General features: G+C 66.4%; 12 protein-coding genes. 5 read left to right on the forward strand and 7 right to left on the reverse strand.

All coding sequences use genetic code 11. The features are described from left to right. Positions 1-42 precede the first annotated feature (42 nt). The 4 genes from QNA11_RS08775 (at position 43) to clpB (ending at position 16,633) form a co-directional block, all read left to right on the forward strand. A complete protein-coding gene (locus QNA11_RS08775) occupies positions 43-5,286 on the forward strand; it encodes a hypothetical protein (protein ID WP_283482722.1) in 5,244 nt (1,747 codons plus the stop codon). A gap of 129 nt (positions 5,287-5,415) precedes the next feature. Then, positions 5,416-11,235, forward strand: a complete 5,820-nt coding sequence (locus QNA11_RS08780) for an alpha-2-macroglobulin (RefSeq protein WP_283482723.1) — start codon at positions 5,416-5,418, stop codon at positions 11,233-11,235. Next, the gene (locus QNA11_RS08785; RefSeq protein ID WP_283482724.1) at positions 11,232-13,454 is read left to right on the forward strand and encodes a transglycosylase domain-containing protein; all 2,223 of its coding nucleotides are present in this window, start codon (positions 11,232-11,234) and stop codon (positions 13,452-13,454) included. Before QNA11_RS08780 ends, QNA11_RS08785 begins: the two co-directional genes overlap by 4 nt. A 551-nt stretch (positions 13,455-14,005) precedes the next feature. Then, positions 14,006-16,633, forward strand: a complete 2,628-nt coding sequence (gene clpB, locus QNA11_RS08790) for an ATP-dependent chaperone ClpB (RefSeq protein ID WP_283482725.1) — start codon at positions 14,006-14,008, stop codon at positions 16,631-16,633. A 175-nt stretch (positions 16,634-16,808) separates the two neighbouring features. Here the strand turns inward: clpB and coaA are convergent, their stop codons facing one another. From coaA to hisB, 7 genes are all read right to left on the reverse strand, one after another. After that, a complete protein-coding gene (gene coaA / locus QNA11_RS08795) occupies positions 16,809-17,768 on the reverse strand; it encodes a type I pantothenate kinase (protein ID WP_283482726.1) in 960 nt (319 codons plus the stop codon). Continuing rightward, positions 17,765-18,088: a phosphoribosyl-ATP diphosphatase gene (locus QNA11_RS08800; protein ID WP_283482727.1), complete on the reverse strand. Its 324-nt coding sequence runs from the start codon at positions 18,086-18,088 to the stop codon at positions 17,765-17,767. The genes coaA and QNA11_RS08800 overlap by 4 nt, the downstream gene beginning before the upstream one ends. Before the next feature lie 190 nt (positions 18,089-18,278). After that, complete coding sequence (gene hisF, locus QNA11_RS08805; protein ID WP_283482728.1) at positions 18,279-19,058, reverse strand: imidazole glycerol phosphate synthase subunit HisF; 780 nt, start codon at positions 19,056-19,058, stop codon at positions 18,279-18,281. Positions 19,059-19,281: 223 nt separating this feature from the next. Continuing rightward, complete coding sequence (gene hisA / locus QNA11_RS08810; protein ID WP_283482729.1) at positions 19,282-20,016, reverse strand: 1-(5-phosphoribosyl)-5-[(5-phosphoribosylamino)methylideneamino]imidazole-4-carboxamide isomerase; 735 nt, start codon at positions 20,014-20,016, stop codon at positions 19,282-19,284. Beyond that, the gene (gene hisH, locus QNA11_RS08815; protein ID WP_283482730.1) at positions 20,013-20,663 is read right to left on the reverse strand and encodes an imidazole glycerol phosphate synthase subunit HisH; all 651 of its coding nucleotides are present in this window, start codon (positions 20,661-20,663) and stop codon (positions 20,013-20,015) included. The genes hisA and hisH overlap by 4 nt, the downstream gene beginning before the upstream one ends. Beyond that, positions 20,660-21,067 (reverse strand): DUF2628 domain-containing protein, encoded by a 408-nt coding sequence (locus QNA11_RS08820; RefSeq protein WP_283482731.1) that lies wholly within the window; start codon positions 21,065-21,067, stop codon positions 20,660-20,662. Before QNA11_RS08820 ends, hisH begins: the two co-directional genes overlap by 4 nt. Positions 21,068-21,110: 43 nt before the next feature. Further along, complete coding sequence (gene hisB / locus QNA11_RS08825) at positions 21,111-21,707, reverse strand: imidazoleglycerol-phosphate dehydratase HisB (RefSeq protein ID WP_281931095.1); 597 nt, start codon at positions 21,705-21,707, stop codon at positions 21,111-21,113. A gap of 405 nt (positions 21,708-22,112) precedes the next feature. On the opposite strand from hisB, the gene QNA11_RS08830 reads away from it, so the two are divergent. Then, positions 22,113-23,003 (forward strand): hypothetical protein, encoded by an 891-nt coding sequence (locus QNA11_RS08830; RefSeq protein ID WP_283482732.1) that lies wholly within the window; start codon positions 22,113-22,115, stop codon positions 23,001-23,003. Positions 23,004-23,063 lie beyond the last annotated feature (60 nt).

Consider the following 23,063-nt stretch of genomic DNA (forward strand, 5'->3'; position numbering starts at 1 on the left):
AAGAAAAACGGCTCGTCTCAAATTCGGGCGAAGGAGCGCGTCATGGCAATGGGGAACAAGCCGTCGGACGGCCTCGACTCCTGCGCAAAGCTGGTCCTATCTTCCTGTCGCGGCGGCTGCGCCGCGCGCGTTTATTATGGTGGCCTCATGCGGCGCATTGCTTTTTCCCTTCTGGCTGCGGGCGCAGCCTATTTCTTCTCCTCCAGCTTCTCCCTCGCCAAGGACAAAATTGCCGAGGTCCGGCCTGCCGCCGCCGCCATAACGGTCTCGCCAAAAGAGGTTGCGCTCGACAAGGACGGCGCCAGCCTGCTGACGATCCCCGCGCCCGGCCGCTATTCCATCCGCGCCAAAAGCCCGACAGGCGCGCGCATCGAGCTCGTCGACATGATCGCAGGGCCGCTCGACTCATCCGGCGCGGCGGGGTTGCGCGACGGGCGGATCGATGCGCTGCTCGACAAGGGCGTCTATAAATTGCGCATCGGCGCGGTGAAGAACGCGAGCGGCAAAGCGAGCGTCGCCGTCGAACCCTTCGCGGAGGTGGAGACGGCTCGCCCGACGCTCGCCCCCGGCGTGACGCAGAGCGGCGAGCTCGGCGATCTGCAGCAGCGCTCCTATGAGTTCAACGTAACGACCGACAAGCCCGTCTATCTGGAAGCTATCGGCCGCGCCCTGCAGGATCTTCGCGTGTGGCAGGCCGATGGCGCGCTGGCCGATCTCGCCTTCGAGCGCACGACGATCGAGACGCGGCCGAGCCATTCCGTGAACCGCTTACGGCTCGAAGGGAAGCTCCCCGCCGGCCGCTATGTCGTCACCGCCTATGGCGGCGAGAAGCTCGTCTGGCCGGACGGCTCCCCTGCGCAACCCTTCGCGCTGCACATGGCGGAGCCCGCGCTGCTTGCGGCCGGCGTCGCCGAGGGCGTGATCGGCCCCTTCGGCTCGGCGCGCTTCGAGGCGCCGGCAAGCTATGATTCCTTCCGTCTCGAACTGCCGCAACAGGCCTCGGCGCGCCTCGAAGCGAAACGCGGCGGCGCGCGCGATGTCGCCTCGATCGGCAAATCCAGCCGTGCGCCCGTCGCCACGCTGCGTCTTGCCGGCGACAGCGTCTCGCCCGCGCGCCTGGAAGTGACCGGCTATGAGGGCCAGTCCTACACGCTGCACGCCGTTCATCAATCGAACCGCGAAACTTTCGAGGGCGCCGGCCCGCATCTCGTCTCGATCGACGTCGCCGGAGAAGGCGGCGACGAGGCGCCTCTCACCGCGCTCTTCGCGCGCATCGAGAGAGACGGGCGCACGCGCGTTCTTGCCTCGGACATGCCGCGCATCGGCGCCGGTAAGGCGTGGCGCGGCAAGTTCAATCTGCTCGATCCCGTGTCGCTGCTCTTCGAGGCGACGCGCGACGGCCAGGTCGCGATCAACGCAAAGGGCGTGCGGCTGCATGCGAGCGTCGAGCCGGCGCTGGGCAATCTCGCCCCACACGCGACAGCGAAGGATTCGAATGTCTACGACGTCGTCGCAGGCTTTTATCTGCTCACGCTGGAGCCGCTGAACGGCGCCGGCGGCGTGGTCGACGTCACGCTCGGGCCCCCCGGCCTCACCGCGCCCCAGCCCACGGCTTTGCCCTCGCGCGCGTCTCTCTCCTTCGGCGAGCAGACGTTGGATTCGAACAGCGCCTATCTCATCCTCACGAATGTCGCGCCGCAGCTTCTCACCGGCCCGCGCGTCGTCCCGCTGCCCGCCGATCTGACCAAAGCGCCGCTCGCGCTGCATCAAGCGGCTGGGCAGGAAATCTCGGTGACGCTGCGCGCGCCCAATGGCGGAAAGATCGTCGCGCGCGACGCCACCGGCGCCGATGTGCCGCTCTCCTTCCCGCAGGAAAAGGCGGAACGGGATTACCGCATCCTCACGGCGACGATCGCGCCCGCCGCCAAGGAGCGCGCGCTCGCCATCATCTATCTGCCCGAGACGCTCGTCTCCATGCCGGAGACGCCCGACGGCGCCGAGGTCGCCAAAACGCGCGCGGCTTCTGGCCGCCCCGCCTTCTTCGACCTCAAGCGGGATGAAACAAAAAACGTCCCCTTCGATGTCGCGCAGGGCGGGCTGTATCGGCTCGAAACGCTCGGACGCATGAAGACGGCGCTGCGCATCGGCGCGATCATGTCGCCCAAGCTTGCCGAAGGAAAAGCCAACGGCCCCGGCAATAATGCGCTGGTCGCCACTTTTCTGCGCGCAGGCGCTTATCGCGCCGTCGTCACGGCAAAAGACTCCGCCGGCCATCTTGGCCTTTCGGTCGCGCCGGCGTCGCTGACGCCAACCCCCAAGATCACCGACAAGGGCGTTGCGCGCGCGACGCTCGCGCCGGCGAAGGGCGCCATCGTTCCAATCGAGATTACCCGCGCCGGCGATTATCGCCTGGAGCTTTTCAGCCTGACGCAGCAATGGCAGGCGCGTCTCGAAGACGCCGACGGCTGGCCGCTGACCAAGCCCGGCGCCTTCAAGCGCGAGACCCAACATTTGGAGCCCGGCGCCTATCGCCTTGTGGTGAGCCCCGCCGACGCCGAAGCAAGAATGATCGCGCGCGTGACGCCGATCGTCGCGGAGGCGGCGCTCGAAGGCCATGGGCCGCATCCCCTGCCCTTCGAGAAGCCCCAGAAGCTGCAATGGCGCGAGCCGCAGGCGAAGGACGCGCCGCGCGCGCCGGACGTCTGGCGCTTCACGCTCCTGGGCGACTCCGACATCGAGCTTTCCATCGGCGAAGGCATGATCGGCGATATCGTGAAGGGCGACGCCGAGAACATTGGCAAAGTGGTGGGCGATCGTCCCTTCAAGGGCAAGCTCGGCGCCGGCGATTATCGGGTCGAGGCGCGCAGCCTTGCGCATGACGACCGGCTCGATTACGAGATCGCGCTGTCATCCGACCAACTCCAACCCGGCGCGCCGCAGCGCGTCGACCTGCCGGCGACGCTCGACTTCAATCTGGCGAAGGAAAGCGTCGTCGATCTCTCGACTTTCGGCGACAAGGAAACGATCGGAGTTCTGAAAACCGCCGCAGGCGGCTTGGTGGAGCGCCTCGAACCGCGCGCCAGTGACTGGAATGTGGCGCTCGCCCGCCGCTTGCCCGCCGGCGCCTACAAGCTGGAGCTGGAGGAACTTGGCGCAACGCGCAAGGCCGCGTCGGACGCGGCGAGCGACACTCAGGCGTCCGACGAGTCGGAAGCGGATTCGAGTGAGGAATCCGCTTCGGCCGAAAACGCCGCCTCCGACGAAAACACGCAGACGGAAAGCGAAGAGGATGACAGCGGCGTCGAGGTTCGTCTCGCGATCATGAGCGAGACGGATGGCGCGCCGCTTGCCGCGAGTGGCGAGGCGGTTCTGACGGGCGCCGGCGCGCAGCGGCTCGCTTTGCCCGCCGCGCCTGCCGGCGCGCTCACGCTCGTCGCCGCGCGTTCGACCGCAGAAGTCGCTATTTCCATCGAGCATCGCGAGACCAATGGCGATTGGCGCGTGATCGGCGCCGACCGCGGCCTCGCGCCCGTCGCCGCATGGCCGTCTACGGGCGACAAGAGCGAATGGCGCGTGACCGCATGGCCCGTCGGCGGCGGCGCGGAGCCCATCACGATTGCGGCGCGCGCCATTGACCGCCGCGCGCGCAGCCCCGGCGACATTGCTTTTGAAACGGTAAGCGACGTCGCGCCTCAGCTCTGCGTCGCCAAGATCGACACGCCCAGCGCGGCGCTCGTCGACGTGACCACCGCCGACTCCCTTATTGCCGGTTCGGCGCAAGACCGCCTCCTGCGCCCCGTACGCTCGGGCGCGCTCGCGCCGCAATCACAGGCGCTGTGGTTGATGACGCGCGACTGCAAGTCGAAGGCCCGCGTCGCCGCCTTCGAATGGCTGGGCGAAGATGTCGCGCTCGACATCGGCGAAGGTGAACGCGCCTTCCTGCCCCCGCTCGGCGCGCCCCGCGGCAAAACGCGTCTTTGGGTGACCCGCTCGACCTTCGCGCAGCCAGCGATCGACGCCGCAAACGGCATGGGCGTCGCCGAGGGCGCCGCGCTGGCGCTCGCAAGCGACGCCGCCCCACAATTGTGGAACGCGAGCAACGCCGGCGCGATGCGCGCCACGCTTTCGGCGATCGACACGGAGACGCGCCCGGCGCTCAACGGCGGCGCGCTGTTTGCGGGCGTCATTCCGCCGATGAGCGCGCAGCCGGTAGACATGGAGAAATCCGACGCGCCGCTTGCCCTTGACCTCGCGGGCGGCCTCGCGGCCTTCATCGACAAGCGCGGCATCTTCGGCGATGGCGCGTCGGTCTCGCGCACGATCCACGGCGCAGGCGCGCGTGTGCTGCTTGTCAACACAACGAATGCGCCGCTGCCCGCCCGCATTGCGCGCGCGACCGACGCAAGCGTCACTCTCAACACGAAGATCGCGCTCAAGCGCTTCTTCGGCGTCGCAGGACAGATCTCTCTCCCAGTAGATGCGCAGAAGGGCGATCGCCTCATCGCCATCGGCGCGGATGCGACCTTCGTCTCGCAGAGCGGGCGCATCCTGCGTGGGCGCGATCTCGCTCTCGATGGCGCTGGCGAAGCCATCCTCGATTACAAGCCCGGCCTGGTCGCGGCCTGGATCGAACGCAACGGCGCCGCGCCTTGGCCACTTCCCGCAGCGCGCGCGATCGACCTGCCGCAACGCGTCACACTCGAAGGCCAGGCCATGCGCTTTGCCATCAAGCGCGATGCGCCAGCGATGCTGACGGCGTCGAGCGGCGCGCCCGCGCTGATCTCCTTCACGCAGAACGGCAAGCGCGAAACCTTCGCCTTCCCCGCGGGCGTCGAATTCCGCCACTATGTGGCGGCGGGCGACGCTGCCCTCGACATCTATGCGCCGAATGAGGGCGCGCTTTCGGGCGCACTCAACCTCGCCGCGCAGAAGGTGATCGAGGCGCATGAGGGCGTGAACGACGCCATCGCTGTCGCGCCCGGCGCCAGCGCGCTTTTCTCCTTTGAGACGAAACGCGACGCCGACGTCGGCATTGGCATACGCGCCGAGCCCGACCGCGTGAGCGTGCGACTTCTCGACGCGAGCGGCAAAACGCTCTCCGAAGGCGTCAACCAAATCACGAAGCTCGCGCCGGGCCGCTATTTCGTGGAAGCGCGCGTCCCTGCCGACGCCAGCGCGACGACCATTCGCGCCGCCATTGTCGGCCTATCGCCCCCGCCCGCGACGCCGCCGGAAGAAGCCGTCGCCGACCTCCTCGACAAGGCGGGCATGAGGAAGACCAAATGAGCCGGCCGAACACTTGGACCGCGAGCCTTCAGGCTCGCCAGAAAGAAGCGAGCCTGAAGGCTCGCGGTCCAACTCGCGCCCGTCATTCAACCCAATTTTTGCTTGATTGAGCCAATGAAAGTCGCAGCGATGAAAAAGACTCTTGCTCTCTGCTTTTTGGCGGCGGTCTCTTTCGCAGCGCCGCTGCGCGCCGAAGCGCCGCCGGTTTTCGACCGCGCGCAACGCGCCGACGGCGCCCGCATCACGCCCGACCGTTTCCTGCGCGCCTATGATCCGCTGACGATCTTCTTCCCCGGCGACGTCGGCCCCAAAGCCGGCGGCCCCGAGGATTTGCCCGCCAGATATGCCGCCATCACGCCGCAGCCCGCCGGCGAATGGCGCTGGATCGGCGCGCGCGCGCTGCAGTTCCGGCCAGCCGAGCCCTGGAAGCCGCTCTCGCACATCACGGTGAAGAGCGGCGGCGCCGAGCAGAAGCTCGTCGCATTGTTGCCAACGCCCGTCTCCAACAATCCTTCCGCGAGCGACGATCCCACGCCTGAATTGGCGCAGATCGCGCTCACTTTCGCGCAACCCGTCGATGTCGCGGCGCTCGCGCGGCTTATGACGGTCGAGCTGCGTCCGGCGCCGGGAGTCTCGGCGCAGGGCGGGCAGCTCCTGAGCCCTTCGGCCTATGATATTCGCCCGCTGGAGCGCGCGGGCAGCGCGGCCGAACAGACCTATGTGCTCCGGCTGCGCGACAGCATCAATGATGGCCGCGTTGCGATTGTGCGCCTCAAGCTCTCCGACGAACCCGGTCTCGACGACGAAATTTACGAGCTGCGCATTCGCACCGCCCTTCCCTTCGCCGTGACGGAAACGACATGCGGGCGCGGCTGGAGCGACGAGAAGCTCGGCGGCGTGTTGCGCTGCGCGGCGAATGGCGATGCGCCGGCGCCTGAGAGCGGCGACGAGGAAGGCGGCGACGCCGCTTCGACCTATAATCCCACAGCCAAGCGCCGCCTGACCCTGAGCCTCAACGCCGAACCCGAGACGCTTGATATATTGCGCGCGCGCGACGCCTTGCGCATCACGCCGCCGGTCGACGATCTCGCTGTCGAGTCCGACTCCAGCCATCTCAAGATCACAGGCAAATTTCTCTCCGACAAAGCCTATGAGCTGTCGATCGCGCCGGGCGCCATCAAGGACAAGCGCGGCCGCCCGCTTGCCGCGCCATTCACGCAGCGCTTCGCCTTCACGCGCGATAATCCGGCTTTGCAATGGGACGCAGGCTATGGCGTCGTTGAGCGTTTCGGCGCGCAGCTCCTGCCCTTGCGCGGCCGCGGCTATGACCGCGCCGACATCCGCATCCACGCCATTGACCCGCTCGCGCGCGACTTCTGGCCCTTCCCGGAGCATGGCGTCGAAACCATCGACGCCGAAACGCCGCCGCTTCCCGGCAATGAGCCTTCGCGCTGGAGCGAGAGCGGCAATATCGAAGCCGAGGCCATCAAGGAGCGGATCAAAATGTTCGGCTCGCCGGCGGTCTCTCGGCTTGTCGATCTGCCGATCAAGCGCAATGGCGTGGACGCCAAATTCGGCGTTGATCTGAAAGACGACTTCGCGCGCGTTGCGGGCCGCGAGCAGCCGGGAACCTATCTCGTCGGGCTTCGCGCCGTCGACAGCGACAAGCGCAAATGGCTGCGCGTGCAGGTGACGGATCTTTCGCTTTCCGCCATCGAGGAGTCCGCGCGCGTGCGCTTCGCCGTGACGTCGCTCGCGACGGCGCAGCCGGTGAGCGGCGCGCAGATCCGCGTCGAGGGCGTCAAGGACGATAAGTTTGCCACGCTCGCGAACGGCGTAACGGATGCGAACGGCTTCTTCTCCTGGACGCCGATCAAGCGCGGCGACGGCGAGTTGCGCCGCGTGGTGGTGAGCAAAGGGCTCGACACGCTCGTTATCGATCCCGACAGCGCGCCATCCGAGTATTCAAGGGAGTTGTGGTCGAAGCCCGAGGCGCAATGGCTTTCCTGGGTTTCCGAGGATTCGCAGCGTGCTGAAAAGCCGCGCACGGTCTGCCATGTGTTTTCCGAGCGGCCGATCTATCGGCCCGAGGAGCCCGCCCATATCAAGGGCTTTGTGCGCAGCTATGTCGGCGGCGCGTTGAAGCTCACGAAAACCGGCGGCACGCTGGTCGTCACCGCGCCCAATAATCAGGAATGGCGCGTGCCCGTGAAGCTCGACGCCAGCGGCGGCTTCTACCACAAATTCGACGCGCAGACTCAGGCGACGGGCGATTATTCGGTGAAGTTCGAGCCCGACGCGCCGAAAGCGAAGAAGCTTGAGAAGAGCGAAGAAGCGGACCCCACTGAGGGCGAAACGGCGGAAGTCGCGCAGGATACGTCCTGCGGCCAGTTCACCTTCAAAAAGGAGGCCTATCGCCTGCCGACCTTCGAGGTCGTGCTCAACGCGCCGCAGACTGTCGCGCTCGACGGGACCTTCGACGTCGACCTTCTCGCCCGCTATTTCGCTGGCGGCCTAGCGGCCGATCGGCCCATCAAATGGCGCGCCGCGCAATTCCCGCATGTGTTCACGCCGCCGAACCGCGAGGGCTTTCTCTTCTCGACAGACGCGCGTTTTTCGAGCGACGGCAAGTTCAAATCCACCGCCGTGCTGGAGCGAGACGCGCGCACCGACGCCGGCGGCGCCGCGCGTATGACATTCGACACGACGATCGAGCCCACGGCGCAACCCCGCCGCTACTCGATCGAAGCGACGGTCACGGGCGATGATGGAATAGAAGTGCGCAATGTGCAGAACGTCATCGCCCTGCCGCCTTTCGTGCTCGGCGTGAAGACGCCGCGTTATGTCGAAAAGCCCGGCGTCGTGACGCCAGAGCTGATCGCCGTCGACGGCAAGGGAGAGATGATCGCGGGCGTCGAGATGATGCTGCGGCTCATCAAGCGCAATTGGATTTCGACGCTGCAGGCGAGCGACTTCGCGCAAGGCGCGGCGAAATATGTCACGCAGGTGCAGGACGAGACGGTCTTCGAGCGCAAGGTGACGAGCGCCAAGGAGGCGCAGAAGATCGAGCTGACGACCAAGGACGCGGGCGTCTATGTCGTGCAGCTCGAGGCCTATGACAAACTGAAGCGCCGGCAGCAGGTGAGCGTCGATTTCTTCGTCGGCGGCGATACGCCCGTCACCTTCGCGCGCCCGCCGGCCGCCTCGGCGACGATCACCACTGACAAGGAGAAATATGCGCCGGGCGAAACCGCGACGCTGGTCATACAGTCGCCGTTTCAGAACGCGCGCGCGCTCGCCATCGTCGAGCAGCCGAGCGGCGTCTACGACTACAGCTACGTCGACATCGCCAATGGCTTCGGCCGCTTCGCGCTGCCGGTGAAGAAGGAGCAGACGCCCAAGCTCGCCGTGCATTTCCTGATCATGCGCGGGCGCCTCAAGGACAGCGCGCCGCTTCCCTCTAGCAATTTCGATCAGGGCAAGCCCGTCACCATCGCCGCGACCAAATGGGTCGAGGTGACGCCGGTGAAAAACATCGTGAACGTCAAACTGGAAGCCCCCGCCAAAGCGCGCCCCGGCCAGGAAGTCGAGGTGACATTGAAGCTCGCCGACGACACGGGCAAGCCGATCGCAGGCGAAGCAACTTTTTGGATGGTCGATCAGGCGGTGCTCTCGCTCGCCAAGGAGCGCCCGCTCGATCCGCTGCCGGATTTCATCGTGGCGCGCGAAACGAAAATGGCGGCGCGCGACACGCGCAACATGGCCTTCGGCGTTATTCCGCTCGAAGAGATCGCGGGCGGCGACGCCGAGCTTCAGGAATGGGGCGCGGAGAACAACATCTCCGTGCGCAAGAATTTCACGCCGGTGCCGATCTATCTGCCGAGCGTGAAAGTGGGCGACGACGGCGTCGTGAAAATTAAGGTCGCGCTGCCCGATACGCTCACTGTCTTCAAGCTGCGCGCCAAGGCGGTGAGCGGGCCGGATCGTTTCGGCGCCGCGGGCGGCGAGATGTTCATCCGGCAGGAGCTCGTCGCGCAGCCGGCTTTGCCGCGCTTCATCCGCCCCGGCGATTCTTTCGACATCGGCCTCGTGGCGCGCGTCGTGGAGGGCCCCGGCGGCGCCGGCAAGGCGGCGATCTTTGCGCCGGCGCTGAAACTCGCAGGTGAGACAAGCCGCAAGATCGAGTGGGCGCAGAACAAGCCGGTGCGCGTCGATCTGCGCGCGGAGGCGCCGGCTTCGCTCGAAGACAGCGTGAAGCTCAACTTCCGTATCGACCGCGACGTCGACCGCGCAAAGGACGCCGTCGAGATCGACCTTCCCGTGAAGCCCGACCGCGAGCCCACGCGCCGCTATGAGGTTGTCGAAATCGCGCCGGGCGAAACCAAGACGCTCGCCGCAACCGGCGAAGCGAGCCGCCCGAAAACCTTCTCACGCAACATCGTCGTTGCGGCCGACCCGGCGATCGTCAAGCTCGTCGCCGGCCTCGATATGCTTGTCGATTATCCTTACGGCTGCACCGAGCAGCGCCTTGCGCTCGCGCGCGCCAGCCTGTCGCTCAAAGGCTTTTCGCCAATTCTCTCGGCGGCGGGCCTGCAGGACCGCGTCTCGGCGAGCGTGCGGAGCGCCGCGACGCAGATCGAGCAATCGGTCGACAGCGACGGGCTCGTGGCCTTCTGGCCGCGCGCGCGTGGCAATGTCTTGCTCACGGCGTGGGCCTACGCCTTCCTCGCGCATGCCGATCGCGCGGGCGAGCCGGTGGATAAGACTCTGATGGAGCGACTCGCCAATATTCTGAAACTCTCGCTACGCTCCGACTACGCGCGCCTGCTCGGCGGCGAAGAAATGCGCGAGCGCGCGGCGGCGCTCGCGGCGCTTGCGGAAGGCGGAAAGCTCGACGAATCCTATGTCGCGGAGTTCGCCCGCCGCGCCGACTTCCTGCCGAATGAAAGCGTCGCCGAAATGGCGGCGGCGGCCGCACGCCTCGCCAATGTCGATCAGCGCATTCTCGCCTCTCTCATGGAAACCATGTGGGGCCGCGTGACATTCGCGAACCGCGGCGGCGCGCAAGTCTATGCGGGCATCGCGGGCGAAAGCGCTTCCGACGTCATCCTGCCCTCCGAGACGCGCAGCCTCGCGGAGATGCTGCGCGCGGCGGCGCTCGCGGCGCCCTCCGATCCGCGCGCGCCGGTGCTACGCGACGCGCTGCTGCGGCTGGGCGAAGGCGACGGCTGGGGCAGCACAAACGCCAACGCCAGCGCCATCGAAGCGCTCGCCGAAGGTTGGCGCCGCCCCGTGACGCCGATCACCGTCGCCTTCGCGCAAGGCGGCGCGCCCGAGACTGTCACGATCGACGCCAACAATCCCGTGGCGCGCCACGCAAGCGACAAGGACGCGCCGCTGACCATCGCCAACACATCGAACGCGCCGCTGATCGCGCTTGTCGAGACGCGCTACATGCCCGCCGAGACCGGCGCCAAAGCGCAAGCGGCGAGCGAAGGCTTCGTCATCACGCGGCAGAGCTGGCGCGTGAAGAACGGGCAGGCGCCGGAGAAGCTCGAGGCAGCCAACGGCGCCTTGCGCGTGAACCAGGGCGACGTCATCGAGGAGACGGCGGAAGTCGTGAATCCTGAAGATCGCACTTATGTCGCGATCTCTTTGCCGCTCGCGGCGGGCTATGAGCCGCTCAATCCCAATATCGCAACGGCGCCTGCGGAAGCCCAGCCCTCCAGCGCGCCGACGCTACCGCCGACCTGGGTCTCCTATGGCGACGACCGCGTGCTCTATGCCTATGACTCGCTGCCCAAGGGCAATTACCGCTTCGCCTTCCGCCTCAAGGCGCAGACGGCGGGGGCCTATACGCAACCGCCCGCGCTTGTGGAGACGATGTATAAGAAAGGCCTGCGCGGCCAGAGCGCCGGCGCGCGCGTGGAAATCGCCAAGCAGCCATGAGCCGATTAGCGCTTCTCGCCGCGCTCGCTTTCGTCGCGACGGCGCTGCGCGGCGGGCTCATGATCTCGCAGGAAGCCGCGGGCCGCGCCGATCTTACGGCGCCGCCCGCGAGCCAGATCGTCTGTGATCGCAACGGCGCCTTTCTCACGCAGATCGGCAATGCGACCCGCGACGAGAAGGGCGAGAAGCGCATCGACTACGGCTATTGGCCGCTGGAGCGCATCCCCGAGCGCGTCGCGCGCGCGACGCTCATTCTCGAAGACAGGCGCTTTTATGCGCACCCCGGCGTCGATCCACGCGCCGTGGCGCGGGCGCTGTGGAACAATCTCGCGCATCGCCGCCAAATGGAAGGCGCCTCGACCATCGCCATGCAGGTCGCGCGCATGCAGCGGCCAGGGCCACGCACATACGCCAACAAATTCTGGGAAGCGGCGACAGGGCTTGCAATCGTCGCGCGCCAGGGGCGCGAGGCGACGCTCTCTCATTATCTGCGCCTTGCGCCCTATGGGCTCGGCAGCCACGGTATTTCGCACGCTGCGCGCTTTTACTTCGACAAGCCGGTCGACGATCTCTCCTGGGCGCAAGTGGCGCTGCTCGCCGCTATTCCGCAATCGCCGGGCCGCATGAACGTCACGCGCGAGAGCGGCCTGCGGCTTGCTGTCGAACGCGCGCGCTACGCCATCGCGCAGCTCCAAAAAGAAGGCGCGGTGGACGCCGCCCAGGCCGAATTGGCGCGGCGCGAGCTTGCCGCCATGCGGCCGCTCGCGCCCAAGCGGCGCCCGGACACGCTGCATCTCGCCTTGCGCTACGAACGCCTTGCACGCGAGGGCCGCGTCTGGGCCGCCTCGCAATATGATCCGCGCATCCATGCGACCATCGACCTCTCCGTCGAACGCGAGGCGACGCAGCTCGCGCGCCGCTATCTCTCCATCTTCCGCAACGCCGGCGCGCGGCAGGTTGCGATCATGGTGGCGGAGCGCGGCTCCAACGCCATCATCGCCGATGTCGGCTCCGCCGATTACAACGATCCGCGCGCCGGCGCCTTCGATTTCACCCGCGCGCCGCGCTCGCCCGGCTCGACGCTCAAGCCCTTCATCTATGCGCTCGCTCTGGAGCGCGGCGCGCTGAAGCCCACCGATCTTCTCGACGATCTTCCCGAAGGCGCCTCGGGCGTTTCCAACGCCGACGGCCTCTACCTCGGGCCGCTGACGCCGCGTCAGGCGCTCGCCAATTCGCGCAATGTGCCGGCGACCAATCTGCTGCGCCGCGTGGGCCTCGACGCAAATTTCCTTTTCCTCCACGAGCTCGGCCTGCACGATCTCGAAGCGGCGCCGGAGAGCTTCGGCGTCTCCATGGCGATCGGCGCCTTGCCGACGCGGCTCGAACGCCTGATGCGCGCCTACGCCGCGCTCGCCGACGACGGCGTGATGCGCGATCTCTCTTTCGCGCGCGACGAAGCGCGCGCGCCCCCGCGCCGCGTGATGTCGCTCGACACGGCGCGGCTGGTGACGTCGTTCCTGTCCGACCCGCAGGCGCGCCTGCCCTCCTTCCCGCGCTATGGGCCGCTCGAATATCCCTTCGCCGTCGCCGTGAAGACCGGCACCTCGCAAAACTATCGCGACGCCTGGACGCTCGCTTTCTCGCACAAGTTCATTGTCGGCGTCTGGATCGGGCGCGGCGACGCGAGCGGCATGCGGGCCCTCACGGGCGCGAGTTCGGCGGCGCGACTCGCGCATGCAATGATGACGAGACTGCATGGGACGAAACCCGGCGATCTCGCCCCCGAGACTTTCGCGCCGCCGCCCGGACGCGTCGCCATCGATCTCTGCCATGCGGACGCCGGGCCGGAGTGCCAGCAGACGCTGCGCGAATGGGTGCGGCCGGGCGAGATTTCCGCCCGGCCCGCCGCGCACGCCCCGGCGGCCGTCGAAGAGGCGCTCGCAGCGGAGAGCGGCGCGCTCGTCATCGCGACGCCCGAGCACAATATGCACATATGGCGCAATCCGGAGCAGCCGGCTCCCTTGAACAAGCTCGCTTTGAAGCTCGCTGATGGCGGAAAGGACGCCCAGATCGTCTGGCTGATCGACGGCGCGCCTTTCACTGTTGCGCAGGCGGATGAGACCGTTTTCTGGCCCATGACGCCCGGCGCGCATCGTATTCAGGCGAGATTGGCGCTGGCGCCCGTGGCGTCGCGGCCGGTGCGGGTGATCGTCGAGTGACGCAGCTCGCACTCGACCGGCCGGGAAACCCGTAGCGACCTCCGCCGTCATTGCGAGGAGCGAAGCGACGAAGCAATCTAGGGCCGTATTGTGGCCCTGGATTGCTTCGCTGCGCTCGCAATGACGGGTGGATTGCGCGCCACTCGTAGACACACTGCAACTCCTCTCCCCGCGCGCGGGGAGAGGTTGGGTGAGGGGCCTGGGGGACGAGTGGAAACGATAAACGCTGCAGGGCGCTCGGGTCGTTAATGCACGCCCGGGCTCCTGCCCCGGCCCCTCACCCAGCCTCTCCCCGCAAGCGGGGAGAGGGGCGGATTGCCAAGGCTGAGTCGTCGCTAGCTTGACATGATCGAGGGTCGCACACACAATTTTCTTAAAGCCCAGTTGGCGATTTCACGTAAAGGCCGCGCTTTCGTGTCGCGCCCTCTTCAACTCCCGCCGACCCTCCCCATATCGCTTTCGAAGGCCGCCGAAAGGGGCCCGAAAAATTCCATGACATGGGGCGCCTCGCTCGAAGAGAGGCTGCGCCCTTCCGGTCGAGAGGGGATCTTATGAATTTCGAGAAATACACCGAACGCGCGCGCGGATTCGTGCAGAGCGCGCAGTCGCTCGCCACGCGTGAGGGGCACCAGCAATTCACGCCCGAGCATATTCTGAAGGTTTTGCTCGACGACGATCAGGGCCTCTCCGCCGGCCTCATCGACCGCGCGGGCGGGCGCTCGCGCGAGGCTTTGGCCAAGACCGAGGCCGCCCTCGCCAAGCTCCCCAAGGTCGCGGGCTCCGGCGCCGGCCAGCTCTATCTCGCGCCGGCGACGGCGCGGCTCTTCGCCAACGCCGAGCAGATCGCCCAGAAGGCCGGCGACTCCTACGTCACCGTCGAGCGCCTGCTGCTGGCGCTGGCGATGGAAAAGGACTCCGAGGCCGCGAAAATTCTCGCAGCCGCCGGCGTGACGCCGCAGTCGCTCAACGCCGCGATCGAGGATTTGCGCAAGGGCCGCACGGCCGACACGGCCTCGGCTGAAAACCAATATGACGCGCTGAAGAAATACGCCCGCGACCTGACGGAAGCGGCGCGCGAGGGCAAGCTCGATCCGGTCATCGGCCGCGACGAAGAAATCCGCCGCACCGTGCAGGTGCTCTCGCGCCGCACCAAGAACAATCCCGTGCTGATCGGCGAGCCCGGCGTCGGCAAGACGGCGATCGTCGAGGGCCTCGCGCTGCGCATCGTCAACGGCGACGTGCCGGAATCTCTCGAAGACAAGAAGCTGCTGGCGCTCGACATGGGCGCGCTCATCGCCGGCGCGAAATATCGCGGCGAGTTCGAGGAGCGCCTCAAGGGCGTGCTCAACGAGGTCACGGCGGCCGAGGGCAGTGTGATCCTCTTCATCGACGAGATGCACACGCTGGTCGGCGCCGGCAAGGCGGATGGCGCGATGGACGCCTCCAATCTGCTGAAACCGGCGCTGGCGCGCGGCGAGCTGCATTGCGTCGGCGCGACCACGCTCGATGAGTATCGCAAACACGTGGAGAAGGACGCGGCGCTGGCCCGTCGCTTCCAGCCCGTCTTCGTGGATGAGCCGACAGTCGAGGACACCATCTCGATCCTGCGCGGTTTGAAAGAAAAATACGAGATGCACCACGGCGTGCGCATTACCGATAGCGCCATCGTCGCGGCGGCGACTTTGTCGAACCGCTACATCACCGACCGCTTCCTGCCCGACAAGGCGATCGACCTCGTCGACGAAGCGTCGTCGCGCCTGCGCATGCAGATCGACTCCAAGCCCGAGGAGCTGGACGAGCTCGACCGTCGCATCATCCAGCTCAAGATCGAGCAGGAGGCATTGAAGAAGGAGACCGACACGGCCTCCAAGGACAGGCTCGCAAAGCTCGAAGGCGAACTCGCGGACCTCGAAGAGAAGTCGGCGGCGCTCACCGCGCGCTGGAAGGCGGAGAAGGACAAGCTCGGCAACGCCCAGAAGCTAAAAGAACAGCTCGAACACGCGCGCAACGAACTCGCCCAGGCGCAGCGCCGCGGCGAATATCAGCGCGCCGGCGAGCTGGCCTATGGCCAGATCCCCGACCTGGAAAAGAAGCTCGCGGCGACCGAAGCCAGCGAAGGCAAAGGCGCGCTGATTGAAGAGGCCGTAACCGCGAATGACGTCGCGGCGGTGGTGTCGCGCTGGACCGGCGTGCCGGTCGATAAAATGCTCGAAGGCGAGAAGGAGAAGCTTCTCCATATGGAGGAGGAGCTGGCCAGGCGCGTCGTCGGGCAGCATGAGGCGGTCATTGCGGTCTCGACCGCCGTGCGCCGCGCTCGCGCCGGCCTGCAGGACCCCAACCGCCCGATCGGCAGCTTCATCTTCCTCGGCCCGACGGGCGTCGGCAAGACGGAGCTGACCAAAGCCCTCGCGAATTTCCTCTTCGACGACGAGACGGCGATGGTGCGGCTCGACATGTCGGAATATATGGAGAAGCACTCGGTCGCCCGCCTCATCGGCGCGCCTCCCGGCTATGTCGGCTATGAGGAAGGCGGCGCGCTGACCGAAGCGGTTCGTCGCCGGCCGTATCAGGTCGTGCTGTTCGACGAGATCGAGAAGGCGCATCCGGATGTGTTCAACGTGCTGCTGCAGGTGCTCGACGATGGGCGCCTGACCGACGGCCAGGGCCGCACGGTCGACTTCAAGAACACGCTGATCATCATGACGTCGAACCTCGGCGCCGAATTCCTGGTGATGCAGCAGGAGGGCGAGGACTCGACGGCCGTGCACGACGAGGTGATGGCGGTCGTGCGGTCGCACTTCCGGCCGGAGTTCCTGAACCGCGTCGACGAGATCATCCTGTTCCACCGCCTGCGGCGCGAGGATATGGGCGCGATCGTCGATATCCAGATCAAGCGGCTCCAGAAGCTCCTGGAGGATCGCAAGATCACGCTGCATCTGGACCTGAAGGCGCGCGATTGGCTCGCGGCCAAGGGCTACGACCCCGCCTATGGCGCGCGGCCTCTAAAGCGCGTGATGCAGAAGGAGCTACAGGACGCTTTGGCCGAACGTCTGCTCGCGGGCGAGATCATCGACGGCGCGACGGTGGAGATCTCCGCCGAAGGCCCGTCGCTCACGATCGACGGCAAGCCGACGCACGGGCCGGCGAAGCCGCTGCTGCGGACCGTGGGGAACGCGTAACGAGAGCGCCCTCATCCGACCCCTGCTGACGCAGGGGCCACCTTCTCCCGCACGCGGGAGAAGGAGAAAGCCGCCGGCGCCGCGGGTAAATAACCAAACTAGGATACGATCACTCCTTCTCCCGCTTGCGGGAGAAGGTGGCCCTCGCGTCAGCGAGGGTCGGATGAGGGCCACCTCACAACTTCCGCAGCGCCACTTCCTCGATGCGGTGATCGGCGCCCTTTGTGAGGATCAGGCTCGCGCGCGGCCGCGTCGGCGCGATGTTCTGGCGCAGGTTTTCGAGATTGATGCGGGTCCAGATGTCTTTCGCGACGCTCACTGTCTCCTCGTCGGAAAGATCGGCGTATTTGCGGAAGTAGGACCGCGGGTCGCGGAACGCCGTCTCGCGCAACTGGAGGAAGCGCTCCACATACCAGCGCTCCAGCAGCTCCTCGCTGGCGTCGAGATAGACCGAGAAGTCGAAGAAATCCGAGACGAAGGGAATTTCCTTCGGCTGCCGCGACGGCCGCGCGGCGAGCACGTTCACGCCCTCGACGATGAGAATGTCCGGCCCATCGAAACAGGCCGACTCGCCCGGAACGACGTCATAGGTCAGATGCGAATAGACCGGCGCGCAGACATAACGCTGGCCGGCCTTCACGGCCGAGAGAAAACGCAGCAGCGCCTTGTTGTCGTAGCTTTCCGGAAAGCCCTTCTTCTCCATCAGCCCTTCGCGCTCCAGCACGGCGTTGGGGAGGAGAAAGCCGTCGGTGGTGATGAGCTCCACTTTCGGCGTGTTCGGCCAGCGCGACAGCAGCGCCTTGAGAATGCGCGCGGTCGTGGATTTGCCGACGGCCACGGAGCCCGCGACGCCGATGATATAGGGAACCTTGCCGTCCTCGGCGCCCAGGAACCGCTGCGTCGCCTTGAAGAGCCCCTGCGTCGCGGCGACGTAGAGGGCAAGCAGGCGCGAAAGCGGCAGATAGATTTCGATGACTTCTTCGAGCGAGATCGGATCGCCGACCGATTTCAGCCGCGTGAGGTCGTCGAGCGTCAATGTCAGCGGCGTATCGGCGCGCAGGCTCGCCCATTCGGAACGCATGAAGCGGCGATAGGGCGAGAGGGCCCCATTCGCCTGCCCGGCGACGTCGATCATTTGCCCGCTCCGCGCGAAGCTTTCTCGGCGAGGCCGGATTGCGCCGTGCGCCGGCCAAGCTCCGCCACAACCTCCTCGAGAGAGACGCCGCGCGCCTCGAGCAGCACGAGGAGATGGTAAAGAACGTCGGCGGCTTCGCTGGTCAGCGCTTTCTTGTCGCCCTCCATGGCGGCGATGACGGCTTCCACCGCCTCCTCGCCGAATTTCTTGGCGATGCGCGGCGGGCCGGCCTCGAAGAGCTGCTTTGTGTAGGAATTCGAGGCGCTGTCGTCGCGGCGTGATTTGATCAGCGCGGCGAGATCGTCGAGGGTGAAGGTCACAGCATGTTCTCCCGCCTCTCACCCGTCATGGCCGGCTCTATGCCGGCCATCCACGCCGGGCCGCTACAGCCGTCTTTGCAAGGAAGCCGGCTCCGCGCTCCAAACTCAATCCTAGCCGAAACCGAAAGGCGTGGATGGCCGGGACAAGCCCGGCCATGACGCGGTTGGGAGGTTGCGCGAAAACGCCCCATCATCCCAACGCCTCCAAACCATCGAGCCGCATCGGCAGGCCCGCCGCAGCCATATGGCGCTTCGCCTGCGGAATCGAATATTCGCCGAAGTGGAAGATCGACGCCGCCAGGACGGCGGTCGCATGTCCCTCACGAATGCCCGCAACCAGATGGTCGAGATTGCCGACGCCCCCCGAGGCGATCACCGGCGCGCGCACCGCGTCCGCCACCGCGCGCGTGAGCGCAATGTCGAAGCCGATCTTGGCGCCGTCGCGATCCATGGAGGTGAGCAAGATTTCCCCGGCCCCGAGCGACGTCACCTCGCGGGCGTAATCGACGGCGTCGATGCCTGTCGGCCGGCGCCCGCCATGGGTGAAGATTTCCCACTTTCCGGGCCCGACCTGCTTGGCGTCTATGGCGACGACGATGCATTGCGAGCCGAATTTCTCGGCGGCCTCGCGCACGAATTGGCGGTTGGAGACGGCGGCCGTGTTGATCGAGGCCTTGTCGGCGCCGGCGAGCAGAAGATTGCGGATATCGTCGAGCGTGCGCACGCCGCCGCCGACGGTGAGCGGCATGAAGCAGGCCTCGGCGGTGCGCTGCACGACATCGAAGAGAATGCCGCGATTCTCGTGGCTCGCGGTGATGTCGAGGAAGCAGAGCTCGTCGGCGCCGGCGGCGTCATAGGCGATGGCGCATTCGACCGGATCGCCGGCGTCGCGCAAATCGACGAAATTAACGCCTTTGACGACGCGGCCTTCCTTGACGTCCAGGCAGGGGATGACGCGGGCTTTGAGCATCAGGCTACCTCGGTCGCCATCGGGCGAATAGCAATCTGGCTTAGCGATCCCCATACCTCCCCTTTACGGGGAGGTCGGCGGTTGAAAACCGCCGGGTGGGGTTCGCGCAGCAACGATAGTGGTTGAGGCTGGGCCCCACCCGACGCAGCTTCGCTGCGCCACCCTCCCCGTAAAGGGGAGGGATTTGCTCGCGCCCAGCGTTCGCGCAATTGCCTGCTATTCATCACGCCCTCGCGCTCCGGATCAGCGCCAGCGCCTCAGCCGGATCGAGACGGCCGTCGTAAAGCGCACGGCCGGTGATGGCGCCGGCGAGCTTGGCGCAGTCGGGCTGCAGCAGCCGCTCGATATCTGCAAGCGACGCCAGCCCGCCAGAGGCGATGACCGGAATCGTCAGCGCATTGGCGAGCGCGAGCGTCTGCTCGATGTTCAGTCCCGTCAGAATCCCGTCGCGCGAGATATCCGTGTAAATGATCGCCGCGACGCCGGCGTCCTCGAAGCTTTTGCCCAAATCCAGCGCCGACATGCGCGTGGTGCGCGCCCAGCCGTCGACGGCGACCATGCCGTTTTTGGCGTCGATGCCGACCGCCACGCGGCCGGGATAGACCCGCGCCGCCTCGCGCACGAAGGACGGGTCCTTCACCGCCGCCGTGCCGATGATGACGCGCGTGACGCCCTTCTCCAGCCAGCCCGAAAGCGTGCGCATGTCGCGAATGCCGCCGCCGAGCTGCACAGGAATGCGCAGTGCGGCAAGAATCGCCTCGACGGCTTCCGCATTGCGCGGCGCGCCGGCGAAGGCGCCGTCGAGATCGACGACATGCAGATATTCGAAGCCCTGGCGCTCGAAGGCGCGCGCCTGCTCGGCGGGATCGTCGTTGAAGACGGTGGCGCGGTCCATGTCGCCCTGGGCGAGACGAACGCACTGGCCTTCCTTCAGATCGATTGCCGGAAAAAGTATCACGGGCGCCACCTCAGGAAATTGGCGATGAGCGCGAGGCCGAGCCTCTGGCTCTTTTCGGGATGAAACTGAACGCCGACGAGATTGTCGCGCGCGACCGCGGCCGTGAGCGGCGCGCCATAGTCGCTGGTCGCCAACACATGGTCGGGCTCGGCCGGCGTCAGATGATAAGAGTGCACGAAATAAGCGTGCAGGCCGGTCTCGCCTGTCCGGATGCCGGCAAAGACCGCATGTTCGCGCGCAAGCGACAGCGTGTTCCAGCCCATATGCGGGATTTTGAGCGACGGGTCCTTCGGCTCGATGGCGACGACGTCGCCGCCGACCCAATCGAGGCCGGGCGTCTCGCCATGCTCCAGTCCGCGCGCGGCCATGAGCTGCATGCCGACGCAAATGCCGAGGAATGGCCGGCCGCGCGTGATTGCGGCTTCATGCAGCGCCTCATAGAGGCCGGGCAGCGCCAGCAGGCCGGCGCGGCAATCGGCGAAGGCGCCGACGCCCGGCAGAACGACGCGGTCAGCCACGCGCACGATCTCGGGGTCGTTGGTCACGCGAATGGCGCCCTCGAGCCCCGCCTCGCGCGCGGCGCGTTCAAAGGCCTTCTGCGCCGAGTGTAGATTGCCCGAACCATAATCGATGATCGCCGTCGTCACGCGCGACTCTCCGAGGGAAGCGTTTCAGGGGAGGACGCCCGCAGCCGGCCGAAGTAGACCATTTCGGCCTCCTCCTCGGTGTCGGCGTTCACCAGGTCGCCCTCGACATAGCCCCGCCGCTGCAAACTCCATGCGAGGATGCGGTCGCCCTCGAAGCCGAGCACGAGCGCGGCGGCGAGCGCGAGAAAAGACGTGGTCAGCTTCGGCAGCATGAAGGATACGCCCAAGGCCGAAATGGAGGCGAGCAGGAGCGACCAGCCGAGAGCGGCGATCCAGGCGCGCTTCCAAAGCAGCCAGAGCGGCCCGAAGATAAAGGCCGGGGTCGAGAAGGAATCGCGCAGGAACACGATCTTTTCGGGGCGCGCGGCGCCCTCCGGCGGCAAATGAACGGTGAATATCGCCATTTCGGCTTCCCTCCTCCTTTTTCGGGCTTTTGCCGGCCGCCCCTCAGGCAGTCAGCGTGCCCTTGGTGGAGGGCGCTTCGCCCTGGACGCGGCGCGGGTCGATCGCCACCGCCTTGCCGAAGGCCCGGGCGAAACCCTTGAAGGCGCTTTCGGCGATATGATGGCTGTTGACGCCCTTGAGGCTGTCGATATGCAGCCCGATGCGCGCCTGCACGGCGAAGGCCTGGAAAAATTCGCGCATGAGCTCGGTATCGAAGGCGCCGATGCGCTCCGCCGGGAAATTCACGTCATAGACGAGAAAGGGCCGGCCGGAGACATCCACGACGACGCGGGTCAACGCCTCGTCGAGCGGCGCATGGGCGTCGCCATAGCGGGCGATTCCCTTGCGGTCGCCGAGCGCGCGATCCACCGCCTGGCCGAGCGCGAGGCCCACGTCCTCGACCGTGTGGTGGCCGTCGATATGCAGATCGCCCTTGGCGAGCACGGTCAGATCGAGCGGCGCATGGCGGGCGATCTGGTCGAGCATATGGTCGAAAAAGCCTATTCCCGTCGAAATGTCGGATTTCCCCGCCCCGTCGAGGTCGACGGCGACGGAGATCGTCGTTTCCTTGGTGACGCGCTCGATCTGGGCGCTGCGCATGGAGAATAGGCCTTCCAAAGGGACGCGGGCCGAACATTCGCCGGCCGCAAGCGGGCGGGTTGTAGCAATTTCGTCGCAACGGCGCCAGCCGGAGCCGTGCGCCAGGGCTCTTAATCCAGGTTAACAACCCTACGCAGCCGCGTCATGCCCGCGCTTGTCGCGGGCATGACGCCAGGACATTAAGACAAGCGGGAAGAAGAAGCGGCGTTGTTCCGCTCATGTTCTTAAGCTTTCCGCCTCGGCGCGGATGGCCGCGACAAGCGCGGCCATGACGCTGGAACACATCTGCTCGTTCCCCCGAATTCGGAGCCCTGAGCCGTGCGCCAAGTCACTGGCCGCTGCGCTTGCGCTTCTTTATGCTCGCCGGAGGTTCCTAGCCAACATAGCACGTTTTCAGGAGAATTGATGAAGCTCGCCTATTTCGCCGCTCCCGCGCTGCTCATTGGCCTTGCGGCCGCCGTCGCCGGAACGCCCGAGGAAGATTACGTCGCCGCCCGCGACGCGGCCACCGCCAAAATCAAGAAGATCGAGGCGAAGAACCCCGACGCCGACATTTCGAAAATCAATAAAAGCGCTCTGGCCGCTCTCGAGAAACGCCTGCAGGCGATCATCGGCCCGGTTGCGATCAAGCCTTATCCCGAGAAGGGGAGAATGGAGTACGACAGTCTTTCCGAGGGCGAGCTCGGCGCGGACGGACTGGACGGCCTGCGCTTCGGCAAGGACGGCGACGGGCCGCAGCTCGTCGTCACGACGGACGGCCTGCTGGAAACATGGCTAAAGCGGCCGCGGGACTGGGGGACGAAGAAAGGCAAGCGGCCGTCGATCGACGAGGCGCTGGCCAATGCCGAATTCTATACTTTCGCCGTTGGACAGGACGCCGCCCTGACAAAAACCGCCGACATCCCCATCGCAAAGCCCGAAGGGGCGACCCTCGCAGTCGCGCTGCTCGGCGGCTGGGCGCAGGATGACGGCCCGAACCCGATACAGGATATTGTCCTGGCGGTGCGCCGGGAGGGAAAGGTCTATATCGCGAGCGAGCGCGCCAAGGCCTATAAGCCCATCCCCGCCTGCGACGCCAGCCTGAAGGCGGCGGAAGCGAAAGCCGACGTAATCTTCAAGAAATATCAGGCGAGCAGCGCGAAGGACGAAAAGATCTTCAACGACTATACGCAGACGCGCGAAAAGGGCGACGCCGACTTTCGCGCCTGCTACCGGCAGCGCGCGCCGAACGAAGCGTTTTTCCCCGCGCTGGTGAAAGAGGCGCAGGAGATCGCCGATCGTTTCGGCGGGAAGTAGCGCGCCCTCATCCGACCCCGCTTTGCGGGGCCACCTTCTCCCGTAAACGGGAGAAGGAAT

The sequence above is a fragment of the Methylocystis sp. JR02 genome, from assembly GCF_030063565.1.
GTDB lineage: Bacteria > Pseudomonadota > Alphaproteobacteria > Rhizobiales > Beijerinckiaceae > Methylocystis > Methylocystis iwaonis.